The organism is Streptomyces roseochromogenus subsp. oscitans DS 12.976, from assembly GCF_000497445.1.
Lineage (GTDB): Bacteria > Actinomycetota > Actinomycetes > Streptomycetales > Streptomycetaceae > Streptomyces > Streptomyces oscitans.
On record NZ_CM002285.1, the window covers coordinates 1,865,319 to 1,888,828 of the forward strand.

Here is a 23,510-nt window from a genome sequence, read left to right on the forward strand (position 1 = left end):
AGCGGCAGGGTCAGCGCGGGCACCCGGCGGCGGCGCACGCCGGTTCCGTGACGTCGTACGACCGTCAGCTCGGACGTGCCGCTCTCGGTGCCCGTCCGGGCGGTCACGGTGCCGCCGTCGGGGTCCCAGAAGGCGATGCGGCCCTCGCGCGGGAGGGGTGCGGGGAGATAGACGGACGCGAGACGCACCGGAATGGGGGGTCCGGCCTGCCCGGTACCTCCCGTGTGCCCGGCCACTGCCGCCGTGCCGCCGCTCATACGCCCTGCCACCTCCCGCCCACGTGTCGGATCAGCCGTCTTCGACTCTACGGGCGGGGTCTGACAACGGGCCCCGGAGACCGGCCGGGGCCCGGTGCTCACGGCACCGTGCGGGAGACGACGTAGACCATCGGGGTGTCCGGGTCGGACAGGTTCACGACGACGTCCTGGGTGGGCGCCGGGTTCTTCTGCGCGTGGGTGAGCCCCCACCAGGGGCCGGGGCCGGTGAAGTGCCAGCCGCTGACCTTCTGGTCGCGGGCGCCGATGGCGATGTCGTCCTTCTTCAGCTGGTCCCGGCGGGCGCCCATGGTCTGCAGGAAGCTGTCCAGACCCGCGGCGTTGGTGCTGAACTGCACATAGAGACGGCTGGTCTTCCAGTTGTTCGTCTCGTAGTACGCGACGTGGTCGGCGGGGTGCGGGACGGTCACCTGGTAGAGGCGGCGCTGTACCTTCGACGGCCAGCCCGCGCTGAGGCCGGTCGCCGAGTACTTCGCCTCCTTGTCCTTGCCGCTGTTGCGGCTCTGGTTGGCGGAGATCACCAGGTAGCCGGCCGGGACGCCGATCAGCAGGACGATGATCAGCAGCGTGAGCGCGCGGCGTCTGGCCTTGTGCCGGCCGTCTTCGGCGGGGCGCCGCGGCTCGTCCGGCGGGCCGCCCTGGTGGGGCAGCGACGGGGTCATGCGCTGTCCCGGTCGCGGCGGGCCTGGGTGTACCGCTCGTAGCGCTCGTACCTCTCCACCCGGCGGCGCTTGGCGCGGCGGAACCGGCGGGCGACCAGCCGGGCCAGGTCTGCGGCACCGACCATGCCGGCCTCGGGACCGAGCTGGGCGCGGGTGATGCGGGCCTCGGGGCGGTAGCCGCGGCCGGTGAGATGGCGCTTGAAGGCGTCCCGGGCCGGGCCGATGAGCAGGTCGTCGGCCGCCGAGACCCCGCCGCCGATGACGAAGCAGGACGGGTCGAGGGCGGCGGCGAGGTTGGCGATACCGACGCCGAGCCACTGGCCGATGTCCTGGAGCAGCTCGATGCACATGGCGTCGCCCTCGCGGGCCAGCTCGGTGATCATCGGGCCGGTGATGTCGGCGATGTTGCCCTTGACGTGCTCGATGATGCCGTAGGCGACGGGCGAGTCGGCGACGGCCAGCTCCTTGGCCTCGCGGACGAGGGCGTTGCCGGAGCTGTACTGCTCCCAGCAGCCGCGGTTGCCGCACGGGCAGCGGTGCCCGCCGGGCACGACCTGCATATGGCCGAACTCGCCGGCGACGCCATACTTGCCGCGCTTGACCTGGCCGTCCTCCAGGATGGCGCCGCCGATGCCGGTGCCGAGCGTGATCATGACGAGGTGGTCCTCGCCACGCCCGGCGCCGAAGCGCCACTCCGCCCAGGCGGCGGTGTTGGCGTCGTTGTCCACCAGGACCGGCACGGAGAGGCGACCGCTCAGGCGGTCGCGCAGCGGTTCGTTGCGCCAGGACAGGTGGGGCGCGAACAGGACGCGGTTGCGGTCGGCGTCGACCCAGCCGGCCGCGCCGATGCCGACCGCGTGCACGTCGTGCCGGTCGGACAGGTCCAGGACCAGTTCGACGATGGTGTCCTCGACGACCTGGGGGCTCTTGGACTTGTCCGGGGTCTCCGCGCGGAGCTTCTCCAGGATGTTGCCGTCGGCGTCCACGACGCCCGCCATGACCTTGGTGCCGCCGATGTCGATCCCTACCGTGGGCACGCGGGGTGCGGTCAGGTGGGATCGGCGCTCGCGCGTGCCGACGGTTCGCAGGACCGGGGCTCGGCGGGAGCCGATGGGGGCGGTGAGGTCGCGGTAGGTGCTCATCGTTGGTCGATTCTGCCTCACCGTGGGTATGGGTGCCGTACGGGCCAGGGAAGGGGGGTGCGCGATCGTTGCCGGGTGACGGCGTGTGTTGTGGCTTGTCGCGCAGTTCCCCGCGCCCCTAGGTTCGCTGCAGTTCGTGGCGTAGAGCCTCGAGGTCGGAGCCGCCGGCCATCTGCTGGGTCAGCTCCTCCAGCGTGATCTCGTCCCGTGTGTATTTGCCCACCATTGTGCCGCGCCTCAGGAGTACGAAGCGGTCGCCGACCAAGTACGCGTGATGCGGGTTGTGGGTGATCAGAACAACGCCCAGGCCCTCGTCGCGTGCCGCGGCCACATATTTCAGGACCACACCGGACTGCTTGACGCCCAGTGCCGCCGTCGGCTCGTCCAGGACGAGGACCTTGGCGCCGAAATGGACCGCCCGGGCGATCGCCACACACTGGCGTTCGCCGCCGGAGAGGGTGCCGATGGGCTGGTCGACGTCGCGGAGGTCGATGCCCATGCGGAGCAGGGCATCGCGGGTGGTGCGGCGCATGAGGTCGGTGTCCAGGCGCTTGAAGGGGCCCTTGCCCTTGCGGGGCTCGGAGCCCAGGAAGAAGTTGCGCCAGACCGGCATGAGGGGGACCACCGCCAAGTCCTGGTAGACCGTGGCGATGCCGCGGTCCAGGGCCTCCCGCGGTGAGGAGAGGGTCGTCTCCTCACCCTCGATGCTCAGGGTGCCGCCGTCGTGCTGGTGCAGACCCGCGACGATCTTGATCAAGGTGGACTTGCCGGCTCCGTTGTCGCCGAGGACGCAGGTGATGTCGCCGGGGTGGACCTCCAGTGAGACGCCTTCGAGGGCGCGGACGGTGCCGTAGTGCTTGCTGACGCCGGTCAGCTTGACGAGAGTCATGTGGTCGCCTCCGCGCGCTTCTTGACCCAGGTGTTGAGCAGGGTCGCGAGGAGCAGCATCGCTCCGAGGAAGAACTTGAACCAGTCGGGGTTCCACTCGGCGAAGACGATGCCCTTGCTGGTCATGCCGAAGAGCAGGGCGCCCACGGCGGAGCCGATCGCGCTGCCGTAGCCGCCGGTGATCAGACAGCCGCCGATGACGGCCGCGATGATGTAGATCAGCTCGTTGCCGACGCCCTCGCCGGACTGGACGGAGTCGAACGAGAAGAGCAGGTGCTGGCCGGAGATCCAGGCGCCGAAGGCCACGCCCATGTAGAGACCGATCTTGGTCTTCGCGACCGGGACGCCGACCGCGCGGGCCGCGTCCTGGTTGCCGCCGACGGCGAAGATCCAGTTGCCGGCGCGGGTGCGCAGCAGGATCCAGGAGGCGAGGGCGACCAGGCCCAGCCACCACAGGATCGTGACCTTGAAGCCGACGCCGCCGATCGTGAGGGTGGAGGCGAAGACGTCGTGAGCGCTGGGGAAGCCCTCCATGTCGGCGATGGTCTTTGTGGAGACCGTTCCGTCGATCAGCTTGGTGAAGCCGAGGTTCATGCCGGTCAGCATCAGGAACGTGCCGAGCGTGACGATGAAGCTGGGCAGCTTGGTGCGCGTGAGCATGAAGCCGTTGAAGGCGCCGATGGCCAGCGTCACGAGGAGGGACACTCCTGCGCCGACCCAGGTGTTCGCCGTCATCTGGTAGCTGAACATCGAGGAGATCAGCGCCGAGGACGTCACGAGGACACCGGCCGACAGGTCGAACTCGCCGCCGATCATCAGCAGGGCCACCGGTACGGCCATGATGCCGATGGTCGAGGAGGCGTACAGGACCGTGCTGAGGCTGGCGGCGTTGAGGAAGCCGTCGGCGGCGCAGGCGAAGAAGACGAAGACGGCGAGGGCGCCGACGACCGAGCCCAGTTCGGGGCGGGAGAGGAGCTTCTTCAGCGGAGAGGTCTGCAGAATCCTTTCATCGCTCGGTTTCTCATTGCTCGGTTTCTCATCGCCCGGTTTCTCATCGGCGGTCTTGTCGATCGTCGCGCTCATCGGGTGCCCCGCTCGGTGTACGCGGCCAGCGCGGCGGCCTGGTCCTTGGTGACGATCTGCGGGCCGGTCAGGACCGGCTTGCCGCCGCCGAGGACATCGCCGTTGTACTTGTAGGCCCACAGCAGGTCGACCGCCTCGTAGCCCTGGAGGTACGGCTGCTGGTCCACGGCGAAGCCGAGGGTGCCGTTCTTCAGCTCCGCGGCGACCTGGGCGTTGAGGTCGAAGGTGTCGATCTCAGCCTTGCTGCCCGCGTCGTTCTTCGCCTTCACGGCGGTATCGGCGTAGGGGGCGCCCAGGGTGACTACGGCGTCGAGGGAGTTGTCGGCCTGGAGCTTGGCCTCGATCGCGGACTGGACGTCGGGCATGTCGGTGCCGTTGACGTAGAGCTTCTGCAGGGTGCCGTGGAAGGTCTTGGCGACCCCGTCGCAGCGCTGTTCGTGGCCGACGTTGCCCTGCTCGTGCAGCACGCACAGGGCCTTCTTCCTGCCGCGCTTGTTCAGCTCGTCGCCGACGGCCTCGCCGGCGACGGTCTCGTCCTGGCCGATGTGGGTGAGGGCGCCGAAGGCCTTGGACTCGGCGGAGCCGGAGTTCACCGTGATGACCGGGATGCCGGCCTTCTCGGCGCGGGCCACGGCGGCCTTCATGGCGTCCGGCTTGGCGAGGGTGACGATGACGCCGTCGACCTTCTTGTCGACCGCCGCGTCCACCAGCTGGGCCTGCTGCTGGGCCTGGTCGTCGTGCGAGTACAGGAAGTTGATGTTGTCCTTGACGGCGGCCTGCTTGGCGCCGTTCTGCACGATGTCCCAGAAGGTGTCGCCGTCTCCCGAGTGGGTGATCATCGCGAAGGTCCAGCGCGGGGTGTTCACCGCCGGCCTCCCCTGGGCCGCGGCGGCCTTGCGGGCGTCCTCGGCCCGCTTGCCTCCGGTGCTGCTGCACGCCGACAAGGACAGCGAAAGTGTCCCTGCCAGCGCGATGACTGCCCAGGTCCGAAACCGTGCCACGAGGCGGTGCCCCTTCTTGCTGTGTTCGTACGTACGGAAGGGGCCGGTGATCAGCTCAGCGGCCCCAAACGCTCCAGTATCGAACACGGGTAACACTCATGACACAGCCGGGGAGCGCCCGCCCGTCCACTTGTCCGGACATTGCGACGTGCCCAGCCGTCGCCGGTCAGGGCCGGACGAGCAGCTGGAACTCGAAGGAGTAGCGCGTCGGTCGGTAGATGTGGTCGCCGAACTCGACCGCGCGGCCGGTGTCGTCGAAGGTGGTGCGCTGCATGGTGAGCAGCGGGGCGCCCTCGGACTCGGCGAGCCGCTCGGCCTCGGCGGCCGTGGCCGCGCGGGCGCCGATGGACTGGCGGGCGCTGTGCAGGGTGATGCCGGCGGAGCGCATCAGCCGGTACAGGCCGGTGGCCTCCAGCTGCCCGGTGTCCAGGTCGAGCAGGCCCGTCGGAAGGTGGTTGATCAGGTATGCCATCGGCTCGCCGTGGGCGAGGCGCAGCCGCTCGATGCGGTGCACATCACTGCCCTCGGGGACACCGAGCGCGGCGGCGACGGCGGCGCCGGCCGGCAGCACGGTGTTGACCAGCACCTTGGTCGCGGGGCGCTGACCGGCCGCCTCCAGGTCGTCGTAGAGGCTGCTCAGCTCCAGCGGGCGCTTGACCTGGCTGTGCACCACCTGCGTACCGACGCCGCGGCGGCGCACGAGGAGCCCCTTGTCGACGAGGGACTGGATGGCCTGGCGGACGGTCGGCCGGGACAGACCGAGCCGTGCGGCCAGCTCGATCTCGTTGCCCAGCAGGCTGCCCGGGGTGAGGTTGCCGTGCTCGATGGCGGCCTCCAGCTGCTGGGAGAGCTGGAAGTACAGCGGCACCGGGGAGCTACGGTCCACACGGAGATCGAGCGAGACAGTCGGGTCCACATCTGGTTTCGGCACGGGCTTGAGCGTAGCCCCGTGATCGGTTGACGGGAAGTTGTGTAGTCCGATTGTCCGGACATGCACATTGACAGGGTACGGGCTCCGCCCTCACTTTGTTTCCATGCGCATCGGGGTCATCGGTACGGGCCGCATCGGCACCCTTCACGCGAGAACGCTCAGCCGCCACCGAGACGTCGGATCGCTGATCCTGACGGACGCGGATCCGGCGCGTGCGCAAGGGCTGGCGCACCGGCTGGGCGAGACGGCGGCACCGGGGGTGGACGAGATCTTCACGTGGGGCGTGGACGCGGTGGTGATCACCACGGCGACGCCGGCCCATGCGGAGCTGATCGGGCGGGCGGCGCGCTCGGGTCTGCCGGTCTTCTGCGAGAAGCCGATCGCGCTCGATCTGCCGGCCACGCTCGCCGCGCTCGCCGAGGTGGAGACGGCGGGAACGATCCTGCAGATGGGGTTCCAGCGGCGTTTCGACGCGGGATACGCGGGCGCCCGCGAGGCCGTGCGTGCGGGGCGGCTCGGGCGGCTGCACACCGTACGCGCGATGACCTGCGACCAGTCCCCTCCCCCGGCCGAGTGGCTGGCGCTGTCCGGCGGGCTGTTCCGGGACACGCTCATCCACGACTTCGACGTGCTGCGGTGGGTGACGGGGCGTGAGGTGGCCGACGTGTACGCCACCGGGTCGGACGGCGGGCCCGCGATGTTCCGTGAGGCCGGCGACGTCGGCACGGGCGCGGCGCTGCTCACCCTGGACGACGGCACGCTCGCCACGGCCACGGCGACGCGGCTGAACGGGGCCGGGTACGACGTGCGCATGGAGCTGGCCGGGGAGCGGGACACGGTCGTGGTGGGCCTGGACGACCGTACGCCGCTCGCGTCCACCGAGCCGACGGGGCCGCCGCCCGCGGACAAGCCGTGGGAGGGCTTCCTGGAGCGGTTCGGGCCCGCGTACGAGGCCGAGCTGAACGCCTTCGTGGACGTGGTGCTGGGCGAGCGTCCCAACCCGTGCGACGGCCACGAGGCCCTGCAGGCCCTGCGGGTGGCCGAGGCCTGCGAGGTCTCCCGACGGGAGCGGCGCCCGGTGGCCCTGGCTGAGATCCCCGACCGGGTACGGGCGTCGTAGCCCGGGCCCGGCACAACTGCCGCACGGCGGGCGGCCAGGTACGGCTGTGGTGCGGCGGGCCGCCCGCGCCGCCGGTCCCCCCAGGCCCTTGAGGCACTGAGGGAGGCACGACCGGAGCTACGCGGGCGCGACAGCCCGGCCAATGTGCCGCAGGGGGCTACCAGCGGACCGGCAGGGTGCGTACGCCTCTCATCAGGAGGCCGGGGAGCCAGTTGGTGGGGTGGCCGTCGAGGGTGAGGGCGGGGGCTCGGCGCAGGAGGGTGGCTATGGCCGTGCGGCCCTCCAGGCGGGCCAGGGGGGCGCCCAGGCAGAAGTGGATGCCATGGCCGAAGGCGAGGTGACCGCGGGGGTCGCGGTGGATGTCGAAGCGGTCCGGTTCTGCGTAGCGGGCGGCGTCCCGCTGGGCCGCGGTGAGGCCGACCATCACGTGGTCGCCCTGCTTGATGGGGACGCCGGCGATCTCCAGAGGCTCGGCGGCATAGCGGAACGTGGCGGTCTCCACCGGGCCGTCGTAGCGCAGCATCTCCTCGATCGCGCCGTCCAGCAGGCCCATGTCGGCGCGCAGGGCGGCGAGTTGGCCGGGGTGGGTGAGCAGGGCCAGGACGCCGTTGCCGATGAGGTTGACCGTGGTCTCATGGCCTGCGATCAGCAGCAGGTAGGCCATGCCGCGCAGTTCCTCCGGCGAGAGCCGGTCGCCGTCCTCGGCTGTGGTGCGGATCAGGTCGCTGAGCAGGTCGTCGGCCGGACCGGAGCGCCGCTTGTCCTCGATCAGCTCCCTCAGATACTCGGCGAGCCGGACCGTGGCGTCGTACTCGGTCTGCGAGTTGGTCGGTGCGACCACCTCCGACGACAATCCGCGGAACTCGTCGCGGTCGATCTCCGGGACACCGAGCAGCTCGCAGATGACGGTGATGGCCAGCGGGTAGGCGAGGGCGCCGATGAGGTCGGCCCGGCCGGCCGGCAGTACCTCGTCCAGCAGGTCGTCGGTGATCTGCTGGACGCGCGGGCGCAGCCGCTCCACCCGCCGCATCGTGAACGCGCGGGCGACGAGGCCGCGCAGGCGGGTGTGCTGCGGTGGGTCGACGGTCAGCAGGTTCGGGCCGATCAGGTCCTCGTCGAGGAACCGCAGGTCGATTTTGCTGCCGTCCTTGGACAGGCGCGGGTCGGCGAGTGCGGCGCGGGCCTCCTCGTACCCGACGACGAGCCAGCTCGCGTAGTCCTCCTCGGCGCCCGGTGGCCGGACGAGGTGTACCGGGCCCTGCTCGCGCAGCCGGGCGTACACCGCGTGCGGATCGCGGCGCAGTTCGTCGCCGTACTCCCCCAGATCGATCCGTTCCATGACCTTTCCGTCCTCCCGTAGCGGCCCCCGAGGCCAGGACTCAGCACCCCACGCACCGACAACGTCCGAAGCGCGCGGTCAGTGCCCGTCGTCTTCGAGGAGTCCGGCGTCGTACGCCAGCAGCGCGATCTGTACGCGGTTGTCCAGGTCGAGCTTCGCGAGGATGCGGGAGACGTGGGTCTTGACGGTGGCCACGCTCATGAACAGGTCGGCGGCGATCGCGGCGTTGGCGAGGCCGCGGCCGACGGCGACGGCGACCTCGCGCTCGCGGTCGTTGAGGACGGCGAGCCGGTCACGTGCGCGTGCCTGGCGTGCGTCGGCGGCGCTGCCGGCCGCGTGCCGCATCAACTGCCGGGTGACGGCGGGCGACAGCACGGGATCGCCGGCCGCGACCCGGCGTACGGCGTCGACGATCTCGGCGGGCGGGGTGTCCTTCAGCACGAATCCGGCGGCGCCCGCGCGCAGGGCGTGCAGCACCTGCTCGTCGGCGTGGAAGGTGGTGAGCACCACGACCTGCGGGGCGTCGGCCCGTGCGCGCAGCCGCCCGGTCGCGGTGAGCCCGTCCACCGACGGCATACGGATGTCCATGAGGACGACGTCGGGCCGGGTGCGCGAGACGAGTTCCTCGGCCTGGGCGCCGTCCGCGGCCTCCCCGACGATCTCGATGTCCTCGGCCCCGCCGATCATCAGGGCCAGCCCGGCCCGGACCAGCGGGTCGTCGTCGACGAGGAGGAGTCTGATCGGCGTCATGAGCCTTACGTAATCACGGGGCGGGCGGCGCGTGGGGGCGGATCGGCGTACGGGCGCCGTCGTCACGGCGTCGGTCCGGTCTGTCCCCACGGCAGCCAGGCCCGGACCGCGAACCCGCCGTCGGCCGTACTGCCGTGCTCCAGGCGGCCGCCGGTGAGGGTCGCGCGTTCGGTGAGGCCGATCAGGCCCTGGCCGGAGCCGGGGACGAGCGTGGGCTCGGCGGTGGGCGGCGGGTTGGTGACCGTGAGGGTGAGGCCGTCACCGGGGGTGCCGGTGAGGCTCAGGGTGACCTCGGCGCCGGGGGCGTGTTTGCGGGCGTTGGTCAGTGCCTCCTGGGCGATGCGGTAGGCCGTGCGGCCGACGGAGGCGGGGACCGCGGCCGGATCGGCTACGCGGTGGTCCAGCGCGACCTTCATACCGGCCTCGCGGCACTCGGCGACGAGGGCTTCCAGGGCGGCCAGGGTCGGCTGGCGCCGCTCGCCGGCCGTGTCCTCGGACTCCCCGGCCCGCAGCACTCCGATGATCTCCCGCAGATCCTGCAGGGCCTCGTGCGCGCTCTCCCGGATCACACCGGCGGCCCGGACGATCTCCTCGCGCGGCGCGTCAGGCCGGAACTCCAGGGCGCCCGCGTGCACGCTGAGCAGGGTGAGCCGGTGTGCGAGGACGTCGTGCATCTCGCGGGCGATGGCTTCCCGGGCGAGCCGCTGCGCCTGCTCGGCGCGCAGCCGCGCCTCGGTCTCCGCCCGGCGGGCCCGCTCCCGCAGACTGAGCATGAGCAGCCGTTTGGAGCGTACGAACATGCCCCAGCCGATGACGGAGACGGCGAGCAGCACGGCGAACACGACGGATCCCGCGTACGGCAGGTCGTTGTCCGGGCGCCACCAGAAGTAGAGCGGTACGAGGGCGAGGTCGACGCCGCCGATCCAGGCGACGTAGCGGAACGGCCGGTGCACGGCCAAGGTGAACAGGGCGACCATGGCGGCGCCGCACGCCGTGGAGGACACGAAGCCGACGGCGACCATCGCGACGGCGAGGCCGACCGGCCAGCGGCGGCGCAGCCAGACGGTCCCACAGGACAGGGCGCCGAGCACCACATCGAGGATGACGAGACCTTCGGGCACGTCCGGGTGCTGGAGCAGGGCGGCGGCGGTCGCGAGATACAGCAGGACGGCCAGCAGGAAGCAGGAAGTGTCGACGACCCAGTCCCGTGCGGTGCGCCGGGGCGGCCGGCCGTCGGGGCCGGAGTCCGGGTCGAGCCCGTGGAGCAGGGCCGAGGGCAGCATCCACCGGCGGACTCCTGCCCCGCTCGCCATGGTGTGGCTCAGCCCGTTCTCGTTCACGGTCGACCAATTTACGCAGGGCACGGGGCGCCGGCCGCATCCTGCGTGGGATCGGCTACCAAAGTCGCGACCGCATGGACTTTTGGCAGCCGCGGACGCAGGGATCTTCGGCAGTCGCGGACGCACGGACTCTCGGCAGCCGCGGGCGCACGGATTTCGGCCGCGCCCCATCGCACCAGGTCCATCGCACCAGGCCCGGCGCCCCCGCCGTCGTCTACGACCGTCCGCACAAGGAACAGGCCTACGAACAGCAGGCGTTCGCCGCCGCATTGCCGCCGGCGCCCGCCCGTCGGGCATGGTGCTGCTCGCACGATCATCCGCCGGACATGGTGCTGCTCCAGGCCATGACCCAGGCCCTGCGCGCCTCGGCACCGGGCCATGCGCGGCCCGCCGGTCGCGACGCCGCCCCTCGGTGGTACGTCGAGTTCGACGTACCCTGCCGGATCGGCACCGCCCGAAGTCACCCGACGGGCAGGGCCGTTCGTGGCTCCTCGACCGGCGCCCGGAACGGCGCCGAGGGGCGCCGACCGCCTGCCAGGTCCGTCAGGAGCCCCGGGCCCTTGCTTCGCTCGGGGCATCCGTAGCGCATGACAGCGGGCCGCCGGGACGGATTCCCGGCGGCCCGCTCGTGCCATGGAGTTCCTGCCCTGCCCGCGGCCACTGGCGTGGGGGGGGTCTGCCGCTGGGCGGGGCCTGTGTCTCACATGTGTCGCACTGTTCCCTCTGATCCTGCCGACCGGTTCAGCAGCTGAAGTCGACCAGGTCGAACGTGGCGTAGTGGTCGGCGGTGTAGTAGTCCTCCTGGCTCTGCTCACCGGTGACGATGCGTCGGGCACCGCGGGTGGGAGAGCCGGGGGTGACGACCGTGTACTCGTGGTAGTACCCGTACGACTGGCTGGGCAGGACGCCTTCCCTGTTCGAGAAGACGGTGCCGTCCTGCGAGTACGGGTACGGGCCGCCCTGGGCGATCAGGTCCAGGGTGTCGTGGGCCTGCGACGGCAGGTCGTTGTAGCAGATGCTGCCGACCGAGTCGGCCGCGGCGTCCGCCGTGGTGGCGGAGACGGTGCCGCCCACGAGGAGGGCGGACAGGAGCGCTGCTGCGGCGCCGATACGAGTGGCGCGTGGGGGGAATCTCATGCCCTCATGATGACGCGCGTAGACGTTGGCATGTCAACGACAAAGTTGAAGATTTTCCCTCCAAGTCAGATGAGTTTTCGGGGAATTAACCTGCCGAGGCGTCTTCGGGGAGTTCGTACGAGCCGTACTCGGGGTCGCCTGCAAGGTCGTAGGTCTGGATGGAGACGCCCGCGCCCGTGACGCGGCCGCCGGTGTGCCGGAAGCCGGTGGGGACCGTGCCCTCGGTGAACAGGCGGTGGCCGGTGCCGAGGACGACTGGGAAGGTCAGCAGGTGCAGGGTGTCCAGCAGCCGGAGGTCGATCAGGGAGCGGACCAGGGCGCCGCTGCCGTGGACCTGGAGTTCGCCGTCCGTGCGCTCCTTCAGGGCCTGCACCTGCTTGGCGAGGTCGCCGCCGATCACGGTGGTACCGGACCACTGCGGGGCCTGGAGGGTGGAGGAGACGACGTACTTCGGGCGTGCGTTGAGCCGGGCGGCGATCGGGTTGGCCGGGTCGGTCACCTTCGGCCAGTAGCCGGCGAAGATGTCGTACGTACGGCGGCCGAGCAGGAAGGCGCCGACGCGGTCGAAGACCTCGGTGACGAAACGGCCGAAGTCCTCGTCGCCGTACACAAAGCTCCAGCCGCCGTGGGTGAAGCCGCCCCTGGTGTCCTCCTGGGGGCCGCCGGGCGCCTGGTACACGCCGTCGAGGGTGACGAAGATGGTGGAGACGAGCTTGCCCATGGCGGGTGCCTTCTTCCGGGTGCGGGGTCTGTGGTCATCAGTGCAGACCCCGCTGGCACCCGCAACTCATCGGTCCGGCCACGGAGAGAATCGGGCTCAGCCGGCGTGGGTGGAGAACAGTCCGCCGGTCGGGCCCTGCTTGTCGCCGCCCTGGGCCTTCTTCAGGGCGTTGGCGAGGCTCTCGATGGTGAGGGACTGCAGGATCACCCGGCCGTTGCCCTCCAAGGTGGCCAGGGACAGGCCCTCGCCGCCGAACACGGCGTTCATGATCCCCTGGCGGTTGAGGCCGCCGACGCGCTGGACGCCGTACTGGATGCCCTCCTCGAAAGCGACCACGCAGCCGGTGTCCACCTCGATGCGGCCGCCGAAGTCCGCCGGGTTGAGGTCGATGAAGTTGCCCGCGCCGGCGATGATCACCGTGCCGTACCCGGTGAACTTCTCCAGGACGAAGCCTTCGCCGCCGCTCATGCCGGTGCGGCCGCCGGCGAAGGCGATACCGAAGTCGACGGTGGACTCGGCCGCCACGAAGGCGTCCTTCTCGGCGAACCACGCGCGCGTGCCGTCGAGCTCCAGGGCCCGCATCTCGCCGGGCAGCACGCCGGCGAAGCCGACCGTGCCCTCGCCGCCCTGGGAGGTGAAGTACTGGAACGCCAGCGACTCGCCCGCGAGCATGCGCTGGCCGACCTGCATGGCGGTGCCCATCGCCTGGCGCAGCATGCCGCCCATGCCGCCGCCTTGGCCGCTCTGCTGCTGGCCGCCATGGCCCGACGGACCTGACAGCCGTGTCTCCATGGTCACGTTCGTGGTCTTGAACAGGAACTTTCCGGCCTCGCAGTACACGGTCTGGCCGGGCTGCAGGCTGACGACCGCCATCTGCATGGCGTTGCCGACGATCTCTTGCTGAAGGGTCACGTGGGAAAGAACGCGGGAGACGGACCCGTAAGTTCCAGGGGGCGGGAACCGGGTCCGTACGGGTGACACGCGGGGCGCCCGGTGCTGTCCAGGCCGGGGCGCCCCGCGCGCGCGGGGTGGGTCAGCCGCCCAGTTCCTGGTGACGGGCGGCGAGGCCCGCCGCGCCCTGCTCCGTCAGGGAGCCGAACAGGCGCAGGCGGGAGATGCCGCCGTCGGGGAAGATGTCGATCCGGGCGTGTGTGCCGACGGCCGGCTCGGGGAGCACGAAGCGGTGGTCGGTGTCGGGCTGGAGGCGGGTGCGCGGCAGGATCTCGGTCCACTCGCCGCTCTCGCCGTCCTTGACGGAGACCGAGGCCCAGCCCGCGCTGTTGCCCTTCAGATAGGCGGTGTCGATCTCGACGGCGCGGATCTGCGCCTGGGCGACCAGCTGGTAGCGGATCCAGTCGTTGCCCTGGTCACGGCGGCGGCGGGTCTCCCAGCCGTCGTCCATCTTGCGGGAGCGGCCCGGCTGGATGGTGTTGGTGGCCGGGGAGTAGAAGAGGTTGGAGGCGTCCTCGACCCGGCCGCCGTTCTCCAGGGCGACCACGTCGAAGGTGCCGAGGACCGCGAGCCACTCGGGGTCGGGGACGACCTCGCCGTACACCCGCAGGCGGGCGATGCCGCCATCGGGGTGCTGGTTGACGCGCAGATGCGTGAAGCGCTGCTCGACCGATACGGAGAAACCGTTCGCCGCGTGGCCGCCGACCGGGGTGCGCGGGACGAGGGTCGTCCACTTCACGTCGCCGGAGAGCAGTTCCCCGGGCGAGGGCGAACCCGGTACCGAGGCGGCCTCGACGGAGACGGCCTGCGGGTAGTTGCCGCGGAAGTGGGCGGTGTCGACGACGATCCCGCGGATCACCCCGGGCGCGCCGAGGCGGACCAGCGCCCAGTCGTGGTCCTCCGCGGCCGGCCACGGGTGCTCGGCGGAGACACCGCGCCGGCGGCGGGTCTCCCAGCCGTCCATGATCTTGCCTTTGTGCCCGAAGTGCTCGGGGTCGAACTCGGCCCGCTCGGGCACCAGCAGGTTCTCCCGCTGGGCGAAGAACTCGTCGTTGGCGGCGATGACACCGGCGCCGAGCTGCCGGTCGGCGAGGTTGGCGTACTGGGTGAAGGGGAAGTCGGCGGTGCGGTAGTCCGCGTACGGGTCGCCGCCTCCGTAGGGGTTCGCGTCGCCGGTGAAGCTCGCCAGACTCGATTGATGCAGCGCCGTCACGGTGATCAGGGGTTCCTTTCTGGGCGTCGGCCGGTTGCCGGTGGCCGAGGTGGCTTACTGGGGGCGGGCGAGCAGGGAGCCCTTGGGCTCGGTGAACTCGCCGCCGTCGACGATGCGTTCGCCGCGCAGCCAGGTGGACTTCACTACGCCGTACAGGGTCTTGCCGGCGTACGCGGTGACCCGGTTGCGGTGCTGGAGGCCGGCCGGGTCGACGGTGAACGTCTCGTCGGGGGCGAGGACGGCGAAGTCGGCGTCGCGGCCCGGGGCGATGGCGCCCTTGGAGGCGTCCAGGCCCACGAGTGCGGCCGTCCGCGTGGACATCCAGCGCACGACGTCCTCCAGGCCGTACCCACGCGCGCGTGCCTCGGTCCATACGGCGGAGAGGCTGAGCTGGAGACCGGAGATGCCGCCCCAGGCGGTGGCGAAGTCGGCGGTCTTCAGGTCGGCGGTGGAGGGCGAGTGGTCGGTGACGACACAGTCGATGGTGCCGTCGGCCAGCGCCTCCCAGAGCAGGTCCTGGTTGGCGGCCTCCCGGATGGGCGGGCAGCACTTGAACTCGCTGGCGCCGTCCGGGACTTCCTCGGCGGTGAGGACGAGGTAGTGCGGGCAGGTCTCCACGGTGACGCGGACGCCCTCGGCGCGGGCGGCGCGGATCAGCGGCAGCGCGTCACTGGAGGAGAGGTGCAGGACGTGCACGCGCGCGCCGATCCGCTTCGCCTGCGCGATGAGGTTCGCGATGGCCGCGTCCTCGGCGTCGCGCGGGCGGGAGGCAAGGTAGTCGGCGTACCTGGGGCCGCCGTGCTGCGGGGCGGCGGCCAGGTGGTGCGGGTCCTCGGCGTGCGCGATCAGCAGGCCGCCGAAGCCGGCGATCTCCGCCAGGGACTGGGCGAGCTGGTCCTGGTCGAGGTGCGGGAACTCGTCCACGCCGGACGGGGACAGGAACGCCTTGAAGCCGAAGACGCCGGCGTCGTGCAGCGGGCGCAGGTCCTTGACGTTGTCCGGCAGGGCGCCGCCCCAGAAGCCGACGTCGATGTGCGCCTTGTCGGCGGCGACCTGCTGCTTGATCCGCAGGTTCTCGACCGTGGTGGTCGGCGGGAGGGAGTTGAGCGGCATGTCGATCAGCGTGGTGATGCCGCCGGCCGCCGCCGCGCGGGTGGCGGTCCAGAAGCCCTCCCACTCGGTGCGGCCCGGGTCGTTGACGTGCACGTGGGTGTCGACGAGGCCGGGCAGCAGGACGTGGTCGCCGAAGTCCTCCAGCCGTGCGCCGGCCGGGATCTCCGTGTCGTACGACAGGACGGCCGTGATCTTCCCGGCGGACACGGCGACCGAGGCGGCCCGCGTCCCTTCCGGAGTGATGACGCGCGTCGTGCGCAGGACCAGTTCAGCGTCGGACACCCGAACCCCTCTCTGTACCGCCGTTTTACGCCCCAGAAACGGGATTTACACCCACGTAACGGATTTCAACGTTCTGTTGAAGGAGTCTTCACTCCCACTTCTCCGTCGTCAAGGGGCACACTGCTGGGCAGCGCGCACCCTGCACTCACTCTGGACGTTTCCACAAAGCGGAATTAGAATTCCAGCAAGCAGAACGTAGCTACGTACAAGCAGGGAGTCAACCGACTGCCGGGTAGGCTTCTGCACTCCTGCCAGCCCCCGAAAGGAACGCGCCGTGCCGACGTCCAGCGCCAGCACCACCGACTCCGCCAAGCCCTCCGCCGGGGGCGGTGTCCAGTCCCTGGAGCGCGCCTTCGACCTGCTCGAACGGATGGCGGACGCGGGCGGCGAGGTCGGTCTGAGCGAGCTGTCCGCGACCAGCGGGCTGCCGCTGCCGACCATCCACCGGCTGATGCGCACCCTGGTCGCCTGCGGCTACGTCCGCCAGCAGCCGAACCGGCGGTACGCGCTCGGCCCCCGGCTCATCCGGCTCGGCGAGTCGGCGTCCCGGCTGCTCGGCACGTGGGCGCGGCCGTATCTCGCCCGGCTGGTCGAGGAGACCGGCGAGACCGCGAACATGGCGCTGCTCGACGGCGACGAGATCGTGTACGTGGCGCAGGTGCCGTCGAAGCACTCGATGCGGATGTTCACCGAGGTGGGCCGGCGGGTGCTGCCGCACTCGACCGGAGTGGGCAAGGCGCTGCTGGCCGGGGTGCCCGACGACGACGTGCGGGCCCTGCTGGCGCGTACCGGGATGCCCGCGGCCACGGAGAAGACCATCACCACGCCCGAGGGGTTCCTGGCCGCGCTGGAGGATGTACGACGCACCGGGTACGCCGTCGACGACAACGAGCAGGAGATCGGCGTGCGGTGCCTCGCGGTGTCCGTGCCCGAGTCTCCGACGGCTGCGGCGATTTCGATCTCCGGGCCCGCTGGACGGGTTACCGAAGCCGCGACCGACAAGATCGTGCCGGTACTGCAGCAGATCGCCCTTGAGCTGTCTCAGGCCTTGGCGAGTTCTGGCGCCTGAAGGGGGTGCCCTTCTCGGGGAGCCGCACTCAGCCCCGCTGTGTCGGTTCCCCGAAGAGGTTGACCGCTTCCCGGACCCCGCTCAGGCCCCTCGCCAAGGCGCTCACCGAACCGATCGCTCCCGCGATCAGTAACAGGGAGTTGCGCAAGCGCGGGATCTCCGGCGAGCCGCCGGAGGCCATCGCCGCGAGCGCGGCCAGTTCGTCCTCGGCGATGGCGCGGTCGGGGAACTCGGACGGGAGCGCGGCCAGTTCGCGGCGCAGCCGGGACACCGCGGTCCGCAGTTCCGCCACTCTCGGGTCCTCGTAGCTGCCGGTCACCGGTCTCTGCCCCAAGCTCCGCAACACAGCCCTCCCCCCTCACACGCCGTCGTGCGCGGGCCAGTAAACGCCACCGCGTCCGGGAGCGCCACAGCGCAGACCGAAATTCAGCCCAAGGGAAACCGGCCGCCCCGGCCTTCGTCAGGTATGCAGGACTCATGACGGAGAACCATCACGAGGAGGTCGCCGGGCTGCTGCTCGCCGCCGGCGGGGGCAGACGGCTCGGCGGGCGGCCCAAGGCGCTGCTGACGCACCGGGGGCGGCCGCTGGTCGAGCATGCGGTGGGGGTGCTGCGCGCGGCCGGATGCGCGCGGGTGCACGTCGTACTGGGCGCCCGGGCCGACGAGGTGCGGGCGCGGGCCGATCTGAGCGGCTGTGCACTCGTGGACAACCCCGACTGGGCCGAGGGCATGGGTTCCTCGCTGCGGGCCGGACTTGCCTCGCTCGACGGCACGGGGGCGCGGGCCGCCCTGGTGAGCCTGGTCGACCAGCCGGGCATCGGGCCGGCGGCCGTGGCGCGGGTACTCGGCGCCTACGAGGACGAGAAATCGCTGGTCTCGGCCACCTACGACGGCACGCGCGGGCATCCGGTGCTGTTCGGCGCGGCCCACTGGGCGGACATCGCGGCGACCGCCACCGGGGATCGTGGCGCTCGCGCCTATCTGACGGAGCACGCGGCTCGGATCCGGCTCGTGGAGTGCGCGGACGTGGCCGAACCGTACGACATCGACACCGAGGCCGACCTGCGCCACCTTGAGTGAAGAAGGTGGCACTGGGCGCCACCTTTCCTCGACTCAGAGAATCTCGACATCAACAAACCATTGAAGTTCCACAATGAGGAAACTACTATCCACTGTTCAGAAGCGCCTGCCCGCACAGTCGGCGCTGATTGCCCTATTCGTGCCACTAGGCACCCGGTGCCACCGCTGAAGGAAGTGACAGCTCATGTCCGCACCAGCGCCGTCCCCGCTGGCCATCGTCGACGCCGAGCCCCTGCCCCGGCAGGAAGAGGTCCTCACGGACGCGGCGCTCGCCTTCGTGGCGGAGCTGCACCGACGGTTCACCCCGCGCCGTGACGAACTCCTCGCCCGCCGGGCCGAGCGCCGCGCCGAGATCGCCCGCACCTCCACGCTCGACTTCCTCCCCGAGACGGCCGCGATCCGCGCGGACGACTCCTGGAAGGTCGCCCCGGCCCCGGCCGCGCTGAACGACCGGCGGGTCGAGATCACCGGCCCCACCGACCGCAAGATGACCATCAACGCGCTCAATTCGGGCGCGAAGGTCTGGCTCGCCGACTTCGAAGACGCCTCCGCGCCGACCTGGGAGAACGTGATCCTCGGCCAGGTCAACCTGATCGACGCCTACACCCGGAACATCGACTTCACCGACCCGGGTTCCGGGAAGTCGTATGCCCTGCGCCCGAACGGGGAGCTGGCGACCGTCGTCATGCGGCCGCGCGGCTGGCACCTGAACGAGCGGCACCTCGTCGACACCGACGGCACGCCCGTCCCCGGCGCCTTGGTCGACTTCGGCCTCTACTTCTTCCACAACGCCCAGCGGCTGCTGGACCTCGGCAAGGGCCCGTACTTCTACCTGCCGAAGACCGAGTCGCACCTCGAGGCGCGGCTGTGGAACGACGTGTTCGTGTTCGCGCAGGACTACGTCGGCATCCCGCAGGGCACCGTCCGCGCCACCGTCCTGATCGAGACGATCACGGCCGCGTACGAGATGGAGGAGATCCTCTACGAACTCCGCGACCACGCCGCAGGGTTGAACGCCGGGCGCTGGGACTACCTGTTCTCCATCGTGAAGAACTTCCGGGACGGCGGCGCCAGGTTCGTCCTGCCGGACCGCAACGCGGTCACGATGACGGCCCCGTTCATGCGGGCGTACACCGAACTCCTCGTCCGCACCTGCCACAAGCGCGGCGCGCACGCCATCGGCGGCATGGCGGCCTTCATCCCGTCCCGCAAGGACGCCGAGGTCAACAAGGTGGCCTTCGAGAAGGTCCGCGCCGACAAGGACCGCGAGGCGAACGACGGCTTCGACGGCTCCTGGGTCGCCCACCCCGACCTCGTCCCGATCGCCATGGAGTCCTTCGACAAGGTCCTCGGCGACAAGCCGAACCAGAAGGACCGGCTGCGCGAGGACGTCCACGTCGAGGCGGCCGACCTCATCGCGATCGACTCGCTGGACGCGAAGCCGACGTACAACGGACTCGTCAACGCCGTCCAGGTCGGCATCCGGTATATCGAGGCCTGGCTGCGCGGGCTCGGCGCGGTCGCCATCTTCAACCTGATGGAGGACGCGGCCACCGCCGAGATCTCCCGCTCGCAGATCTGGCAGTGGATCAACGCGGGCGTCGAGTTCGAGAACGGCGACAAGGCCGCGCCCGAGCTGGCCCGCAAGGTCGCCGCCGAGGAACTGTCCAACATCCGCCAGGAGATCGGCGAGCAGGCCTTCGCGGCCGGCCACTGGCAGGAGGCCCACGATCTGCTGCTGCGGGTCTCCCTGGACGAGAACTACGCCGACTTCCTCACCCTGCCGGCGTACGAGCAGCTGAAGGGCTGACGCCTACGCGGTCCTGTCCGAGTGGCCCAGGGGCTTTCCCGGGGCCACTCGGTCGCGTACGAGGCGCTTGACCGCCGTGGGCTCCGGGAAGCCCTGCTCGCGCCGGTCCCAGACGACCTCGTCGTTCACCCGGACGACGAAGACGCCTCCGGTGCCGGGCTTGAGTGACAGCTCGGTCAGCTCCGGCTCGAAGGTGGTGAGCAGTTCCTGCGCCAGCCAGGCGGCACGCGGCAGCCAGCGGCACTGTGTGCAGTACTCGATCTGTACGCGATGGCTCATCCGATGTTCCTCATCCCAGGTGCACCGACCAATCCTGTTCCGCGCCCGGCCTCCCGTGCAGGTCGGGGACGCGCCTGAGCCAGTCCGGGCGGCCCGCCTGCGTCTTCTCCGCGCGGGCGGCCTCCTCGGCCGCGAGTTCCTCGCGACTCGGGAAGTCGCCGGGCAGCCACTCGGGCGAGAGCCGCACACGCGCGAGGAGGTAGTCGACGTAGGCGTCCCGGACGTCGTCCGGCGTCGCGAACCCGGCATCCTCGGCGAGCCACGCGTCCGGCACCTCCGCGACGATCCCGCGCAACAGGCCCTCGGTCACCCGGGGAGCCAGTACCGCGTCGGCGGCGCGGACGTCGGGGCCGTAGTGGCCGAGGGCGTGGTGGCGGAAGTCGTACTTCTTGCCCGGGGTCGTGGTGTCCCAGCGGTGGTGGAAGACGAGGGCGGCGCCGTGGTCGATGAGCCACAGGCGCGGCGGTACGGTGCCGAGCGTCGGCCAGACCATGAGGTTGGAGCTGTGCACCGTGCGGTCGACGTTGACGGTCAGCGCGTCCAGCCAGACGATCCGGCCGGCCTCCAGCGGGTCCACGGGGAAGCTCCTCGCGATCTCCGGAGTGAAGTCCCGGGCGCCCGGCAGATAGTCCATGCCGAGGTTCACTCCCGCGCTCGCGCCGTGCAGCTCCCGCACCTCCTGGTGCGGTTCGGCATCGGCGATGGCGGGGTCGAAGTGGACGAGGACCAGCTCGGGGAAGCGCAGGCCGAGCGCGCGGGCGAGTTCCCCGACGATCACCTCGGCGACCAGCGCCTTGTGCCCCTGCGCGGACCCGGTGAACTTCACCACGTACGTGCCGTCGTCGTCGGCCTCGACGACTCCGGGCACGGAGCCGCCGGACCGCAGCGGGGTCACGTATCTGACAGCAGTCACGTCGCGCAGCACATCGATCAGCGTATGCGCTCCGCTGGGAGAGCCGGATCGGTTGCGGCTTCCGGCGTGATATCCATCACAGCCATCTCTGCAACTAGGCGTGCCGGATAGTAGACGCGACTCCGGTGACATATGGGATTTGTCCGTCTTGCTGTGGACATGGGCGGCCCTTGCGGGCAGCCGCACGCCGCCCACTCGATACCCTCGCGTATCCCTCACCCAGACACCTCTCCTGACGAGGCGTCAATCAAAAGCAAACATCGCGGACGCGAAGGCGGCATCTCGCGGCCCTCCTGGCAAGAGCCGGCCGAGTCTACGATGCGAGATAGTAGAACCTGCCTTTGCGCTCCATGTGAGGCCGTTCCGAAAATGAGCGCTCGGCGATCACCGAGTGAGGTTCACGCATGGCCAAGCACCGCAAGACGCAGCGTTTCCGCCGCATAGTCATAGCGTCCGTCGCCATCGGCGCCGTGGGCATACCGTCCGTCGCGCTGGCCTGTTCCGACTGGCCGTACGGCAGGGCGGACCGTACGGACCAGGCCGACGTCGCCGCGACGAGTACGCCCCAGCAGCAGAGGCCCCACGGCCACCGGCATCACCATCGCAACGGCCACCACCACACCGGCACACCGCGGGCCACCGGGTCGCCCTCGGAGCACCCGAGTGGCGACCGGAACGCGGCCGCCCACGAGCCCCAGCGGACCGCCGCTCCCCGCCCGGCCGCCACCGCTTCCCAGGCCCCCGCCGCGCCGAGCACCCCGAAGCCCACCGCCACGGCGTCCGGGGTCATCGCGCGCATCCTGCAGCTCGTCAACGCCGAGCGCGCCAAGGCGGGGTGCCAGGACCTCACTCTGAACTCGGCGCTGGCCAAGGCCGCGCAGGCCCACAGCGCGGACATGGCGGCACACCAGAACATGTCGCACACCGGATCCGACGGCTCGTCCCCGGGCGACCGCATCACGCGGGCCGGCTTCGACTGGAGCGCCTACGGCGAGAACGTCGCCTACGGCTACGCCACCGCGGACCAGGTCATGGCGGGCTGGATGTCCAGCCCCGGACACCGGGCCAACATCCTCAACTGCTCGTTCAGGCAGATCGGCGTCGGCCTCGCGCAGCCGGGCAGCTACTGGACCCAGGACTTCGGCACAGCCCGGTGACCCCGGCCGGCCTCCGTAGGCACGGTGTTGGTCAGCGGCGCGCCAGCGGGTTCGGCACGGGCAGATAGCGGGCGGCCGCGCCGTCCGCTCCGGTCCAGCGCAGCAGCAGGTTGGTCTTGCCGGGCAGGGTGGGCGAGGCCAGCAGGGCCGGTATCTCGGTCAGCTCGTGCCGGGCCAGTTCACGGCGGGCGGCGGGCCAGGGGTCGAGGCCCGGGTGGTGTTCGGCCAGGGCGGCGGCGATCTCGGTGAGATGGTTGACGACCAGGCAGTACACCAGCCGCTCCCAGCCGGCGGCCCGCGTGACGTCGGGCAGCAGCTTGGCGCCTTCGGCGTCCCGGAACAGTGCCTGGACGGGCACGCCGGCCGCGTCGACGGCGACGAGGGTGTTCTGCACGTGGGCTTCGAGGACCACCCCGTGCTCGTCGAAGGCCGTCAGCGCGGGCGGGACGACCTGGCGCAGATACGCCTCCCACCAGGCCGCCGGATCGGGCGCGGCGGCCAGCGGGCTGCCGTCGAAGCCCTCGGCGAGGGCGGCGGCGAGCAGCGCGGTGCTGCCCGGCAGCAGATGGCCGCGCAGCCCGTCCCGGACCAGGACGGCCAGCTCCTCGAAGGCGAAGGCGGCCGTGCGGTAGCCGCGGTCGCTCAGCCAGGCCGCGGGCGCGCCCAGCGCCACGAAGGCGTCCCCGGCGGCCGAGTCGGTACGGCGCAGTTTGCGCAGGTCGTGGCCCCACAGCCGGCGGATGTCGTTGGTGATGCGGACGTCCAGGCTGAACTTCAGGAACAGATCGCGCCCGGGCTCGTACACCGTGCGGATCGCCGCCGTCGGCCAGGTGTCGAAGGCGGTCGTGCCGAGGCGGAGCAGACGGCCGTCCGCGAAGGCCTCCGCCAGCTCCCCGCCCACCAGGTCCAGCTGCCAGGGGTGGGCCGGCAGCAGCCGGTAGCCGGGCGGTGCCGTGCCGAGGGCGTCCAGGGCGCCGGTGTCGCCCTCCTCGGCCACCTGGTCCTCGCGGACGGCGAGCAGCACCAGCGGGAAGCGGGCGTGCGCCTCGGGGGCGTACGGCAGCCAGGACGCGACCGGGCCGCCGCCCCGGGCCTTGGGCGCCGGATGGTACGGGTGGCCGGTGATCAGGGACTGCTCGGAGCGCAGATACGGGTCCGCGGGTGCCGTCGCCCGGGCGCGGGCGGTGAGCAGCGCTGCGACCGCGTCCCGGCTGTCGACCATCTCGGTGGGCAGATCGCCGCCCGGCAGCCCGG

General features: G+C 71.0%; 24 protein-coding genes. 5 read left to right on the forward strand and 19 right to left on the reverse strand.

Annotation, left to right across the window (positions count from 1 at the left end; all coding sequences use genetic code 11):
- The 7 genes from M878_RS47345 to M878_RS58155 all read right to left on the reverse strand — a co-directional run.
- Positions 1 to 257, reverse strand: a 257-nt coding sequence (locus tag M878_RS47345) for a hypothetical protein (protein WP_037730084.1), incomplete at its 3' end; no start/stop codon positions are given.
- Between the two features lie 98 nt (positions 258 to 355).
- Positions 356 to 937: a hypothetical protein gene (locus M878_RS58130; RefSeq protein WP_023545719.1), complete on the reverse strand. Its 582-nt coding sequence runs from the start codon at positions 935 to 937 to the stop codon at positions 356 to 358.
- The gene (locus tag M878_RS58135) at positions 934 to 2,079 is read right to left on the reverse strand and encodes an ROK family glucokinase (RefSeq protein ID WP_023545720.1); all 1,146 of its coding nucleotides are present in this window, start codon (positions 2,077 to 2,079) and stop codon (positions 934 to 936) included. Before M878_RS58135 ends, M878_RS58130 begins: the two co-directional genes overlap by 4 nt.
- Before the next feature lie 118 nt (positions 2,080 to 2,197).
- Positions 2,198 to 2,968, reverse strand: coding sequence for an ATP-binding cassette domain-containing protein (locus M878_RS58140; RefSeq protein WP_023545721.1), 771 nt, complete (start codon positions 2,966 to 2,968; stop codon positions 2,198 to 2,200).
- Positions 2,965 to 4,050 carry an ABC transporter permease gene (locus tag M878_RS58145; protein ID WP_023545722.1) on the reverse strand — a complete coding sequence of 362 codons (1,086 nt, stop codon included), beginning with the start codon at positions 4,048 to 4,050 and terminating at the stop codon, positions 2,965 to 2,967. The genes M878_RS58140 and M878_RS58145 overlap by 4 nt, the downstream gene beginning before the upstream one ends.
- A complete protein-coding gene (locus tag M878_RS58150; protein WP_031224529.1) occupies positions 4,047 to 5,051 on the reverse strand; it encodes a sugar ABC transporter substrate-binding protein in 1,005 nt (334 codons plus the stop codon). Before M878_RS58150 ends, M878_RS58145 begins: the two co-directional genes overlap by 4 nt.
- Before the next feature lie 166 nt (positions 5,052 to 5,217).
- The gene (locus M878_RS58155) at positions 5,218 to 5,967 is read right to left on the reverse strand and encodes a GntR family transcriptional regulator (RefSeq protein WP_031224530.1); all 750 of its coding nucleotides are present in this window, start codon (positions 5,965 to 5,967) and stop codon (positions 5,218 to 5,220) included.
- Positions 5,968 to 6,085: 118 nt separating this feature from the next.
- On the opposite strand from M878_RS58155, the gene M878_RS58160 reads away from it, so the two are divergent.
- The gene (locus M878_RS58160; protein WP_023545725.1) at positions 6,086 to 7,102 is read left to right on the forward strand and encodes a Gfo/Idh/MocA family protein; all 1,017 of its coding nucleotides are present in this window, start codon (positions 6,086 to 6,088) and stop codon (positions 7,100 to 7,102) included.
- Positions 7,103 to 7,259: 157 nt separating this feature from the next.
- Here the strand turns inward: M878_RS58160 and M878_RS58165 are convergent, their stop codons facing one another.
- The 8 genes from M878_RS58165 to allB all read right to left on the reverse strand — a co-directional run bounded on the left by M878_RS58165 (position 7,260) and on the right by allB (position 15,948).
- Positions 7,260 to 8,441, reverse strand: a complete 1,182-nt coding sequence (locus M878_RS58165; protein WP_023545726.1) for a cytochrome P450 family protein — start codon at positions 8,439 to 8,441, stop codon at positions 7,260 to 7,262.
- Positions 8,442 to 8,519: 78 nt separating this feature from the next.
- Positions 8,520 to 9,191, reverse strand: a complete 672-nt coding sequence (locus M878_RS58170; protein WP_023545727.1) for a response regulator transcription factor — start codon at positions 9,189 to 9,191, stop codon at positions 8,520 to 8,522.
- A 62-nt stretch (positions 9,192 to 9,253) separates the two neighbouring features.
- Positions 9,254 to 10,504: a sensor histidine kinase gene (locus M878_RS58175; RefSeq protein ID WP_031224531.1), complete on the reverse strand. Its 1,251-nt coding sequence runs from the start codon at positions 10,502 to 10,504 to the stop codon at positions 9,254 to 9,256.
- Positions 10,505 to 11,272: 768 nt separating this feature from the next.
- Positions 11,273 to 11,668, reverse strand: coding sequence for a ribonuclease domain-containing protein (locus M878_RS58180; RefSeq protein WP_023545729.1), 396 nt, complete (start codon positions 11,666 to 11,668; stop codon positions 11,273 to 11,275).
- A gap of 85 nt (positions 11,669 to 11,753) precedes the next feature.
- Positions 11,754 to 12,389 (reverse strand): dihydrofolate reductase family protein, encoded by a 636-nt coding sequence (locus tag M878_RS58185; RefSeq protein WP_023545730.1) that lies wholly within the window; start codon positions 12,387 to 12,389, stop codon positions 11,754 to 11,756.
- A 96-nt stretch (positions 12,390 to 12,485) separates the two neighbouring features.
- Entirely contained in the window at positions 12,486 to 13,301 is an 816-nt protein-coding gene (locus M878_RS58190; RefSeq protein WP_023545731.1) for an AIM24 family protein, read from the reverse strand.
- A gap of 121 nt (positions 13,302 to 13,422) precedes the next feature.
- Complete coding sequence (gene alc, locus M878_RS58195) at positions 13,423 to 14,562, reverse strand: allantoicase (RefSeq protein ID WP_425347927.1); 1,140 nt, start codon at positions 14,560 to 14,562, stop codon at positions 13,423 to 13,425.
- Positions 14,563 to 14,607: 45 nt separating this feature from the next.
- Complete coding sequence (allB, locus tag M878_RS58200) at positions 14,608 to 15,948, reverse strand: allantoinase AllB (RefSeq protein ID WP_023545733.1); 1,341 nt, start codon at positions 15,946 to 15,948, stop codon at positions 14,608 to 14,610.
- Between the two features lie 274 nt (positions 15,949 to 16,222).
- On the opposite strand from allB, the gene M878_RS58205 reads away from it, so the two are divergent.
- A complete protein-coding gene (locus tag M878_RS58205; RefSeq protein WP_023545734.1) occupies positions 16,223 to 17,017 on the forward strand; it encodes an IclR family transcriptional regulator in 795 nt (264 codons plus the stop codon).
- 28 nt (positions 17,018 to 17,045) lie between these two features.
- On the opposite strand, the gene M878_RS58210 is transcribed toward M878_RS58205, so the two are convergent.
- Positions 17,046 to 17,363 (reverse strand): DUF5955 family protein, encoded by a 318-nt coding sequence (locus tag M878_RS58210; protein ID WP_078630227.1) that lies wholly within the window; start codon positions 17,361 to 17,363, stop codon positions 17,046 to 17,048.
- A 131-nt stretch (positions 17,364 to 17,494) separates the two neighbouring features.
- Here M878_RS58210 and M878_RS58215 point away from each other — a divergent pair, with 131 nt between their 5' ends.
- Together M878_RS58215 and aceB are read left to right on the forward strand one after the other, a co-directional pair.
- Positions 17,495 to 18,097: a nucleotidyltransferase family protein gene (locus M878_RS58215; RefSeq protein WP_023545736.1), complete on the forward strand. Its 603-nt coding sequence runs from the start codon at positions 17,495 to 17,497 to the stop codon at positions 18,095 to 18,097.
- A 184-nt stretch (positions 18,098 to 18,281) separates the two neighbouring features.
- On the forward strand, positions 18,282 to 19,907 hold the full coding sequence (gene aceB, locus M878_RS58220; RefSeq protein ID WP_023545737.1) for a malate synthase A: 1,626 nt from the start codon (positions 18,282 to 18,284) through the stop codon (positions 19,905 to 19,907).
- A gap of 3 nt (positions 19,908 to 19,910) precedes the next feature.
- Here the strand turns inward: aceB and M878_RS58225 are convergent, their stop codons facing one another.
- Together M878_RS58225 and M878_RS58230 are read right to left on the reverse strand one after the other, a co-directional pair.
- Positions 19,911 to 20,186, reverse strand: a complete 276-nt coding sequence (locus tag M878_RS58225; protein ID WP_023545738.1) for an Rdx family protein — start codon at positions 20,184 to 20,186, stop codon at positions 19,911 to 19,913.
- 10 nt (positions 20,187 to 20,196) lie between these two features.
- On the reverse strand, positions 20,197 to 21,111 hold the full coding sequence (locus M878_RS58230) for a HipA family kinase (protein ID WP_031224532.1): 915 nt from the start codon (positions 21,109 to 21,111) through the stop codon (positions 20,197 to 20,199).
- Positions 21,112 to 21,503: 392 nt separating this feature from the next.
- Between M878_RS58230 and M878_RS58235 the strand changes: the two genes are divergently transcribed.
- Positions 21,504 to 22,256: a CAP domain-containing protein gene (locus M878_RS58235; RefSeq protein WP_023545740.1), complete on the forward strand. Its 753-nt coding sequence runs from the start codon at positions 21,504 to 21,506 to the stop codon at positions 22,254 to 22,256.
- A gap of 31 nt (positions 22,257 to 22,287) precedes the next feature.
- Here the strand turns inward: M878_RS58235 and M878_RS58240 are convergent.
- Positions 22,288 to 23,510 (reverse strand): IucA/IucC family protein (locus M878_RS58240; protein ID WP_023545741.1); only part of this gene is annotated, 1,223 nt, incomplete at its 5' end.